Source organism: Modestobacter sp. SYSU DS0290 (genome assembly GCF_054050955.1).
On the sequence record NZ_JBJHAI010000023.1, the window covers coordinates 50,978 to 60,711 of the forward strand.

Here is a 9,734-nt window from a genome sequence, read left to right on the forward strand (position 1 = left end):
CCGTGTATGTTCATGCATTGTGAGCACTGGGCAGACGTGGACGGTCGGGGTCACCGGCGCCACCGGGTACGCCGGAGGTGAGGTGTGCCGGCTGCTGGCCGGGCACCCGCAGCTCCGGCTGACCGGGGTGCATGCCAACTCGAGCGCCGGCCGACGCCTGGGGGAGCTGCAGCCCCACCTCCACCCGTACGCCGACCTGGTGGTGCAGCCCAGCGACGCCGCCGCCCTCGCGGGGTACGACGTCGTCGTCCTCGCCCTGCCACACGGGGAGTCCGCGGCGATCGCCGCCCAGCTTCCCGACGACGTGCTGGTCATCGACTGCGGCGCCGACCACCGGCTCAACGACCCCGCCGCCTGGGCGCGCTGGTACGGGGGCGAGCACGCCGGGCACTGGCCCTACGGGTTGCCCGAGCTGCCCGGCCAGCGGGGGCAGCTGGCCGGAGCCCGGCGCATCGCCGTCCCCGGCTGCTACCCGACCTCGGTCACCCTGGCGATGGCCCCTGCGCTGGCCGCGGGCCTGGTCGAGCCCGACGTCGTCGTGGTCGCCGCCTCGGGCACTTCCGGCGCCGGCAAGTCGGCCAAGCCGCACCTGCTGGGCAGCGAGGTGATGGGCTCGGTCAGCGCCTACGGCGTGGGCGGTGTCCACCGGCACACCCCGGAGATGGTCCAGAACCTGTCACAGGCGGCCGGTAGGACGGTCGGCGTGAGCTTCACCCCGACGCTGGTACCGATGAGCCGCGGCATCCTGGCCACCTGCTCCGCGCCGCTGGCCCCGGGGGTCGACGCCGCGACCGCCCGAGCCGCCTACCAGGAGGCCTACGGCGACGAGCCGTTCGTGCACCTGCTGCCCGAGGGGCAGTGGCCGACGACCGCCGCGGTCCTCGGTGCCAACACCGTGCAGCTGCAGCTCGCCGTCGACCCCGACGCCGGCCGGCTGGTCGTGATCGCCGCCGTCGACAACCTCACCAAGGGCACCGCCGGCGCCGCCCTGCAGTGCGCCAACCTCGCCCTCGGCCTTCCCGAGACCACCGGTCTCCCGCTCGTCGGAGTCGCACCGTGACCGTCACCCACCCGCAGGGCTTCCGGGCCGCCGGCGTCGCCGCCGGGCTCAAGGCCTCGGGCAACCCGGACGTCGCCCTGGTCGTCAACGACGGGCCGGACGACGCCGCGGCCGCCGTCTTCACCACCAACCGCTTCCCGGCCGCGCCGGTGCAGTGGAGCCGGCAGGTGCTGGCCACCGGCAGGCTCAAGGCCGTGGTGCTCAACTCCGGCGGGGCCAACGCGTGCACGGGCCCCGAGGGCTTCTCCGACACCCACGCCACCGCCGAGCACCTGGCAGCCGAGCTCGGGATCGGCGCGATCGACGTCGCGGTCGCCTCCACCGGGCTGATCGGCGTCCGGCTGCCGATGGAGAAGCTGCTGCCCGGCGTCACCACCGCAGTCGCGAAGCTGTCCGCCGACGGTGGTATCGCCGCCGCGCAGGCGATCATGACGACCGACACGGTGCCCAAGACGACCGTGCAGGCCGGGAGCGGCTGGGCCGTCGGCGGGATGGCCAAGGGCGCGGGCATGCTCGCCCCGTCGCTGGCCACCATGCTCGTCGTCCTCACCACCGACGCGATCGTCGACCCCGCCGTGCTGCAGCGGGCCCTCGCGGCGGCCACCAGCGTGAGCGTGGAGCGGGTCGACTCCGACGGCTGCCTCTCCACCAACGACACGGTCATCGCCATGGCCAACGGCGCCAGCGGCGTGACGCCGTCGGAGGCCGAGCTCACCGCGGCCCTCACTGCGGCAGCCACCGACCTGGCGATGCAGCTGCTCGCCGACGCGGAGGGCTCCACCAAGGACATCGCGATCACCGTCCGCAACGCCGCGACGGTGCGGGACGCGCTCACCGCGGGCCGCGCCTGTGCGCGCAACAACCTGCTCAAGACCGCGCTGTTCGGCAACGACCCCAACTGGGGACGGGTGCTGGCGGCGATCGGCACCACCGACGCGGCGTTCGAGGCCGACCAGGTCGACGTCACGATCAACGGCGTCACCGTCTGCCGCGGCGGCTCGATCGGCGACCCGCGCGAGGGCGTCGACCTCGCCGGCCGGGAGATCACCATCGACGTCGACCTGAGGGCCGGCACCGAGCAGGCCACCATCTGGACCAACGACCTGTCCATCGCCTACGTGCACGAGAACTCGGCCTACTCCACATGAGCAACGACGCCCCGGACCCTGAGCTGGACCCCGCGCAGGACCCCACCCCGCCCGACCTCGCCCCCGACCAGGTCGCCCCGGCCGGGGTCGCCGGCCGGCAGGACCCGACCCCACCGGACGTCCGCCCCGACGACCTGTCGCCCGCCGGCCGGCGCGCGATCGGCACCCGCCGGGTGATGCGCACCCACGACCCGGAGGGCGACGCGCGCAAGGTCGCCGTCCTCACCGGTGCGCTGCCCTGGCTGCAGGAGTTCCACGGCAAGGTCGTGGTGATCAAGTACGGCGGCCACGCGATGGTCGACGAGGACTGCCGGCGGGCCTTCGCCGAGGACATGGTCTTCCTGCGGACCTGCGGGATCCTCCCGGTGGTCGTGCACGGCGGCGGGCCGCAGATCAGCGCCATGCTCAACCGGCTGGGCATCGCCAGCGAGTTCCGCGGCGGCCTGCGGGTCACCACCCCGGAGACGATCGACGTCGTCCGGATGGTGCTCACCGGCCAGGTCGGGCCCGAGGTCGTCGGGCTGATCAACTCCCACGGCCCGCTCGCCGTCGGGCTGTCCGGGGAGGACGGCGGACTGTTCACCGCCGCCCGCACGCACGCCGTCGTCGACGGTGAGCCGGTCGACGTCGGGCTGGTCGGTGACGTCGTGGCGGTCGACCCGGCGCCGGTCACCGCCCTCCTGGACGCCGGGCACATCCCGGTCGTCGCCACTGTCGCCCCGGACGCCGACGGCCAGGTGCACAACGTCAACGCCGACACCGCCGCTGCCGCGCTGGCCGTGGCGCTGGGCGCGGTGAAGCTCGTCGTCCTCACCGACGTCGAGGGGCTCTACGCCAACTGGCCCGACCGTGACTCCCTGGTCGAGCAGATCGACGCCACCGAGCTGGCCGAGATCCTCCCCGACCTGGACGCCGGGATGATCCCGAAGATGGCCGCCTGCCTGCGGGCGGTCGAGGGCGGGGTGAAGCGCGCGACCGTCGTCGACGGCCGGCTGCCGCACGCCCTGCTGCTGGAGATGTTCACCACCGAGGGCACCGGGACGATGGTCGTCCCCGCCGCGGCCGATCAGGAGGAGGGGGCGACAGCATGACGACGCACACCGAGGAGCTGTCGGCCCGCTGGTCGACGGTGATGATGGGCAACTACCGGACCCCGCCGGTCGCGCTGGCCCGCGGCGCCGGCGCCACCGTGTGGGACGTCGACGGCCGCGAGTACACCGACCTGCTCGGCGGCATCGCGACGACGATCCTCGGCCACGCCCACCCGGCGGTGGTGCACGCGATCACCGCGCAGGCGCAGCTGCTGGGGCACGTCTCCAACCTGGCGATGCACGAGCCCGGCGTCCTGCTGGCCGAGCGGCTGCTGGAGCTGGCCGGGCGGCCGGGGCGGGTGTTCTTCTGCAACTCCGGCGCCGAGGCGAACGAGGCCGCCTTCAAGATCAGCCGGCTGACCGGCCGGCCGGAGGTGGTCACCGCGCTGGGGTCGTTCCACGGCCGGACCATGGGCGCGCTGGCCCTCACCGGCCAGCCGGCGAAGGCCGCGGCGTTCGCCCCGCTGCCCGACGGTGTCCAGCACGTCCCCTACGGCGACCCCGACGCGCTGCGGGGCGCCGTGGGCGACCGGACGGCGATGGTGCTGCTCGAGCCGGTGCTGGGGGAGGGTGGGGTGCTGCCCGCCCCGGCCGGCTACCTCTCGGCCGCCGCCACCGCGGCCGCTGGCGCCGGTGCGCTCTTCGCCCTCGACGAGGTGCAGACCGGGATCGGCCGCACCGGGCACTGGTTCGCCTCCCAGGCCGACGGCCTGCAGCCCGACGTCATCACCCTGGCCAAGGCGCTGGGCGGCGGCCTCCCGCTGGGCGCGGTCCTGGCGTTCGGCGGCGCTGCCGACCTGCTGACGGCCGGGTCGCACGGCTCCACCTTCGGCGGCAACCCGGTCGCGGCCGCCGCCGCGCTGGCGGTGCTGGACACCATCCGCGACGAGGGCCTGCTGGAGCGCGCCAAGGAGATCGAGCACCGGGTCACCGCCGCGGTCGAGGCGCTCGGCCACCCGGGCATCGCCGGGGTGCGGGGGAGGGGCGCGCTGCTCGGCATCGTGCTCACCGCCCCGGTCGCCGCCGCGGTGGAGGCACGGCTGCGGGCCGCGGGCTTCCTCACCAACGCCGTCGCCACCGATGCCGTCCGGCTGGCCCCACCGCTGGTGGTCACCGACGCCCAGCTCGACGCGTTCGTCGCGGCCGTCCCGGCCGCGCTGGACGCCGCACTCCAGGAGACCGACCAGTGACCCGGCACTTCACCAAGGACGACGACCTCACCCCGGCCGAGCAGGCTGAGGTCCTCGCGCTCGCCGCCCAGCTCAAGACCGGCCGGCACACTGCGGAGGCGCCCACGCCGTTGCGCGCGCCCAACGGGGCGCCGAAGCCGGTGGCGGTGCTGTTCGACAAGCCGTCCACCCGCACCCGGGTCAGCTTCTCGGTCGGGATCGCCGAGCTCGGTGGCTTCCCGCTGGTCGTCGACGCGGGGGCCAGCCAGCTCGGCCGGGGCGAGTCCGTCGAGGACACCACCCGGGTGCTGGACCGGCAGGTCGCGGCGATCGTGTGGCGGACCTTCGGCCAGGACCGGCTGGAGACGATGGCAGCGGCCAGCTGGGTCCCGGTGGTCAACGCCCTCACCGACTCCTACCACCCGTGTCAGATCCTGGCCGACCTGCAGACCGTGGCCGAGCGCAAGGGCCGGCTGGCCGGCCTGACCTTCAGCTACCTGGGCGACGGCGCCAACAACATGGCGCACTCCTACCTGCTCGGCGGCGCGCTGGCCGGCATGCACGTGCGGATCGGCTCGCCGGAGACCTTCCAGCCCGACCCGGGCGTGCTGAAGCGGGCCGCGGAGATCGCCGCGGAGACCGGCGGCTCCGTGCAGTGGACCGCCGACCCGGCGGCCGCCGCCGACGGCGCCGACGTGCTGGTCACCGACACCTGGGTCTCGATGGGCCAGGAGGACGAGTACGCCACCCGGACCGCGCCGTTCCAGCCCTACGCCGTCGACCAGGCGGCGGTGGACCGCGCCGCCGGCGACGCCGTCGTCCTGCACTGCCTGCCTGCCTACCGCGGCAAGGAGATCGCCGCGGAGGTCATCGACGGCCCGCAGAGCGCGGTGTGGGACGAGGCGGAGAACCGGCTGCACGCGCAGAAGGCCCTGCTGCTGTGGCTCCTGGAACGCAGCTCATGAGGCGGCGACGATGACGAGTGCGCTGAACCGGTCGGCGCGGCACGCCCGCATCGCCGAGCTGATCAACGCCGGCCCGGTCACCTCCCAGACGCACCTGGCCAAGCTGCTGGCCGAGTCCGGGGTGGAGGTCACCCAGGCGACGCTGTCGCGGGACCTGGAGGAGCTCGGCGCGGTGAAGCTCCGCGGGTCCGACGGCGCCCCGGCGTCCTACGTGCTGCCCCCGGAGAACGCCCCGCTGCGCCCGGCCCAGGCGGCGCCGGCCCGGCTCACCCGGCTGCTGGCCGACCTGCTCACCAGCGCGGAGGGCAGCGCCAACCTGGCGGTGCTGCGCACCCCGCCGGGCGCCGCCCAGTTCCTCGCCTCCGGCCTGGACAAGGTGGGCCTGCCCGACGTGCTGGGCACCATCGCCGGCGATGACACGCTGCTGGTCGTCTCCCGGCACCCCGACGGAGGGGCGGCCCTGGCCGAGCGGTTGCGGGCGCTGGCCGGGGGCACCCCCGCTGCGCATCCGGACCGGGCGTCCGACAGCATCGACGACGTGGAAGAGAGCGTGCAGTGACCGACCCGGCAGCGACCGCGGCCAACCAGACCCGGCTCTGGGGTGGCCGCTTCGGCGGCGGCCCGTCGGCGGCGATGGCAGCGCTGTCGAAGTCCACCCACTTCGACTGGCAGCTGGCACCCTTCGACCTGGCCGGGTCCCGGGCGCACGCCCGCGTCCTGCACCGCGCCGGCCTGCTCACCGACGACGAGCTGGCGCAGATGCTCGGCGCCCTGACCGAGCTGTCGGCCGAGGTCGCCGACGGCACGTTCACCGCCATCGAGGCCGACGAGGACGTGCACGAGGCGCTCGAGCGCGGGCTCACCCAGAAGCTCGGGGCGCTCGGCGGGAAGCTCCGGGCCGGGCGCAGCCGCAACGACCAGATCGCCACCGACCTGCGGCTCTACCTCCGCCACCACGTCCGCGACCTGGTCGGCGCCGTGGCCGATCTGGAGCAGGCGCTGGTCGGGCTGGCCGACCGCTACCGCGACGTCCCGGCGCCGGGGATGACCCACCTGCAGCACGCCCAGCCGGTCCTCTTCGCCCACCAGCTGCTGGCCCATGCACACGCGTTCACCCGCGACGTCGACCGGTTGCGCGACTGGGACCGGCGCACCGCGGTGAGCCCCTACGGTTCCGGCGCGCTCGCCGGCTCGTCCCTGCCGCTGGACCCCGACGCCGTCGCCGCCGAGCTGGGCTTCGACCGCGCGTCGGACAACTCGATCGACGGGGTCAGCGACCGCGACTTCGCGGCAGAGTTCGCCTTCGCCGCGGCGCTGATCGGCGTGCACCTGTCCCGCCTGGGGGAGGAGGTCGTGCTCTGGACCTCCACCGAGTTCGGCTGGGCCCGCCTCGACGACGCCTGGGCCACCGGGTCGTCGATCATGCCGCAGAAGAAGAACCCCGACATCGCCGAGCTGGCCCGCGGCAAGTCCGGGCGCTTCGTGGGCAACCTGACCGGCCTGCTGACCATGCTCAAGGGCCTGCCGCTGGCCTACGACCGGGACCTGCAGGAGGACAAGGAGCCGGTCTTCGACTCCATGGAGCAGCTGCTCCTGCTGCTGCCCGCGGTGACCGGCATGATCGCCACCCTCACGCTGCGTCCCGAGGTGCTCGAGGCGGCCGCGCCGCAGGGCTTCGCACTGGCGACCGACGTCGCCGAGTGGCTGGTGCGCCAGGGCGTGCCGTTCCGGTCCGCGCACGAGATCAGCGGTGCGATGGTCGCCTACTGCGAGGAGGCCGGCCTGGAGCTGGACCAGCTGGACGACGACCAGCTGGCCGGCATCGACGAGCGGCTCACCCCCGAGGTGCGCTCGGTGCTCTCCGTCCCGGGTGCGCTCGCCGCGCGCAAGGCGCGCGGCGGCACCGCGCCGGAGCGGGTGGCCGAGCAGCTGGCCTCCCTGGCCGACCAGGCCCGCCAGCACGCCGACTGGGCCGCGGCCTCTCCGGTGGCGGCGGCGCTCTGACCGACAGGCCGACCGCCCAGCCCGGGCCGCTCCTCACCGCCGAGGAGCTGCTCGGGCCGGTCGACGACGTCGCCCGCGCCCTGCTGGGCTGCTGGGTCGTCACCGACCGCCCCGAAGGGCAGGTGGCGCTGCGGCTCACCGAGGTGGAGGCATACTCCGGCCAGGGTGAGGACCCGGCCTCGCACGCGCACCGCGGGCCCACCCCGCGGGCCGAGATCATGTTCGGCCCGCCGGGGCGGCTGTACGTGTACTTCAGCTACGGCGTGCACTGGTGTGCCAACGTCGTCGTCGGCCCGGAAGGGCGGGGTTCGGCGGTGCTGATGCGCGCGGGCGAGGTGGTGGTGGGGGAGTCCCTGGCCCGGGACCGCCGTCCGGCCGCCAAGGTCGCCCGCGACCTGGCGCGCGGTCCGGCGCGACTGACGCAGTCGCTGGCCATCGGACCGGACGACCGGGGCGCGCACCTGCTCGACCCGGCCTCCCCGGTGCGCCTGCACCACGGGAGCCCACCGGTTGCCGTCTCCACCGGCCCGCGGGTCGGGATCACCGTGGCGACCGAGCTGCCCTGGCGCTTCTGGGAGACCGACGCCCCCTCCGTCAGCGTCTTCCGGGCGGGTGGGAAGCCGCGGCGGGGGAGAGCCAGGCAGGATGGGCGACCGTGACCTCCGCGCCTTCCGTGATCGACGAACTGCACCGCCGCGGGCTGATCGCCCAGAGCACCGACGAGGACGCCCTGCGCGCCCACCTCGCCGAGGGCCCGGTCACCTACTACTGCGGGTTCGACCCCACCGCGGCGAGCCTGCACGTCGGTCACCTGCTCCAGTTCATGGTGCTGCGCGCCCTGCAACGGGCCGGGCACCAGCCGGTGGTGCTCGTGGGAGGGGCCACCGGCCTGATCGGTGACCCGCGGATGACCGCCGAGCGCCAGCTGAACGACCGGGCGACGGTGGCCGGCTGGGTGGACCGGATCCGCGCCCAGGTGGCCCCCTTCCTGGAGCAGCCGGTGCAGGAGGACCCCTCGCTGCGGGCACCGGTCTACGTGGACAACCTCGAGTGGACCGGGCAGCTGTCGGCCCTGGACTTCCTCCGGGACATCGGCAAGCACTTCCGGGTCGGCCGGATGCTGGCCAAGGAGGCGGTGTCGGCCCGGCTCAACAGCGAGGCCGGTATCAGCTTCACCGAGTTCAGCTACCAGCTGCTGCAGGCCAATGACTACCTGGAGCTGTTCCGCAGGCACGGGGTGACGCTGCAGAGCGGGGGCTCGGACCAGTGGGGCAACCTGACCGCCGGCATCGACCTGCTCCGGCGGGTCGACGGAGTCACCGGGCACGCTCTCACCACCCCGCTCGTGACCAAGTCCGACGGCCAGAAGTTCGGCAAGAGCGAGGGGGGAGCCGTCTGGCTCGACCCCACCCTGACGTCGCCCTACGCGTTCTTCCAGTTCTGGTTGAACGCGGAGGACGCCGATGCCCGGGCCTGGCTCCCGCTCTTCTCCGAGCGCCCCGCCGAGGAGGTGGCCGCCCTGATCGCCGAGTCCGAGGAGCGGCCGGCGTCCCGCGCGCCGCAGCGCGCCCTGGCCGAGGAGCTCACCCGGCTGGTGCACGGTCCGCGGGAGCTGGCCCAGGCCGAGGCCGCCGGTCGGGCCCTGTTCGGCCGGGCGGAGCTGACCGAACTGGACCCGCAGACCCTGGCCGCCGCGCTCACCGAGGCCGGTGCGGTCGAGGTCGCCACGCCCGACGTCCCGGTCGGCGCGCTGCTGCAGCAGGCTGGGCTGGCCTCCTCGCTGTCCGACGCGCGCCGCACGGTCAAGGAAGGCGGTGCCTACGTCAACAACGTCCGGGTCGCTGACGCCGACGCCGTCCCGGCCGCCGGCGACTGGCTTCCCGGTGGCTGGCTGGTGCTCCGCAAGGGCAAGCGCTCCATCGCCGGGGTGCACTGCTCGACGGCCGTCTGACCCGTGCCGCCCCCTCCCGTGGGGAAGCCCGGGGGACGTGTGAACGCCAGGTGACGCCGACGTTCCGGGCAGGTGGCGCGCGTCACCACACCCGGGTTTGACACCTGCCGCGAGGGCCGCGTAACTTTCTCTCTGCGCCGGGAACGAGCCGCGAGGCCGGGAACGAGCGCCGAGAGCAAGACAACAAGCCGAGGACGACGGCCGAGAGGCCAGGTTCCTTGCGCGTCCGCTCCTTGAGAACTCAACAGCGTGCCGAAAGTCAGTGCCATATAGTTAAACCCCCATTCGGCTTGGTCGCCTTCGGGTGGCTGGGTTGGGGATTCCTTTGGTTGATTGACATCGAGAG

9 protein-coding genes are annotated in these 9,734 nt (G+C 74.2%); all 9 read left to right on the plus strand.

Translation table 11 applies throughout. The annotated features are described in order from the left end of the window. Nucleotides 1-19: 19 nt before the first annotated feature. The 9 genes from argC to tyrS are packed head-to-tail and all read left to right on the plus strand — an operon-like array spanning nt 20 to nt 9,388. Nucleotides 20-1,060: an N-acetyl-gamma-glutamyl-phosphate reductase gene (argC, locus tag ACI795_RS16830; protein ID WP_457076704.1), complete on the plus strand. Its 1,041-nt coding sequence runs from the start codon at nt 20-22 to the stop codon at nt 1,058-1,060. After that, the gene (gene argJ, locus ACI795_RS16835) at nt 1,057-2,208 is read left to right on the plus strand and encodes a bifunctional glutamate N-acetyltransferase/amino-acid acetyltransferase ArgJ (RefSeq protein WP_457076705.1); all 1,152 of its coding nucleotides are present in this window, start codon (nt 1,057-1,059) and stop codon (nt 2,206-2,208) included. The genes argC and argJ overlap by 4 nt, the downstream gene beginning before the upstream one ends. Next, complete coding sequence (gene argB / locus ACI795_RS16840; RefSeq protein ID WP_457076706.1) at nt 2,205-3,299, plus strand: acetylglutamate kinase; 1,095 nt, start codon at nt 2,205-2,207, stop codon at nt 3,297-3,299. The genes argJ and argB overlap by 4 nt, the downstream gene beginning before the upstream one ends. Next, the gene (locus tag ACI795_RS16845; RefSeq protein WP_457076707.1) at nt 3,296-4,489 is read left to right on the plus strand and encodes an acetylornithine transaminase; all 1,194 of its coding nucleotides are present in this window, start codon (nt 3,296-3,298) and stop codon (nt 4,487-4,489) included. The genes argB and ACI795_RS16845 overlap by 4 nt, the downstream gene beginning before the upstream one ends. After that, nucleotides 4,486-5,433: an ornithine carbamoyltransferase gene (argF, locus tag ACI795_RS16850; RefSeq protein ID WP_457076708.1), complete on the plus strand. Its 948-nt coding sequence runs from the start codon at nt 4,486-4,488 to the stop codon at nt 5,431-5,433. The genes ACI795_RS16845 and argF overlap by 4 nt, the downstream gene beginning before the upstream one ends. A 10-nt stretch (nt 5,434-5,443) precedes the next feature. After that, a complete protein-coding gene (locus tag ACI795_RS16855) occupies nt 5,444-5,992 on the plus strand; it encodes an arginine repressor (RefSeq protein WP_457076710.1) in 549 nt (182 codons plus the stop codon). Beyond that, a complete protein-coding gene (gene argH / locus ACI795_RS16860) occupies nt 5,989-7,437 on the plus strand; it encodes an argininosuccinate lyase (RefSeq protein WP_457076711.1) in 1,449 nt (482 codons plus the stop codon). The genes ACI795_RS16855 and argH overlap by 4 nt, the downstream gene beginning before the upstream one ends. Continuing rightward, nucleotides 7,434-8,096, plus strand: coding sequence for a DNA-3-methyladenine glycosylase (locus ACI795_RS16865; protein ID WP_457076714.1), 663 nt, complete (start codon nt 7,434-7,436; stop codon nt 8,094-8,096). The genes argH and ACI795_RS16865 overlap by 4 nt, the downstream gene beginning before the upstream one ends. Then, entirely contained in the window at nt 8,093-9,388 is a 1,296-nt protein-coding gene (gene tyrS / locus ACI795_RS16870) for a tyrosine--tRNA ligase (RefSeq protein WP_457076712.1), read from the plus strand. Before ACI795_RS16865 ends, tyrS begins: the two co-directional genes overlap by 4 nt. Nucleotides 9,389-9,734 lie beyond the last annotated feature (346 nt).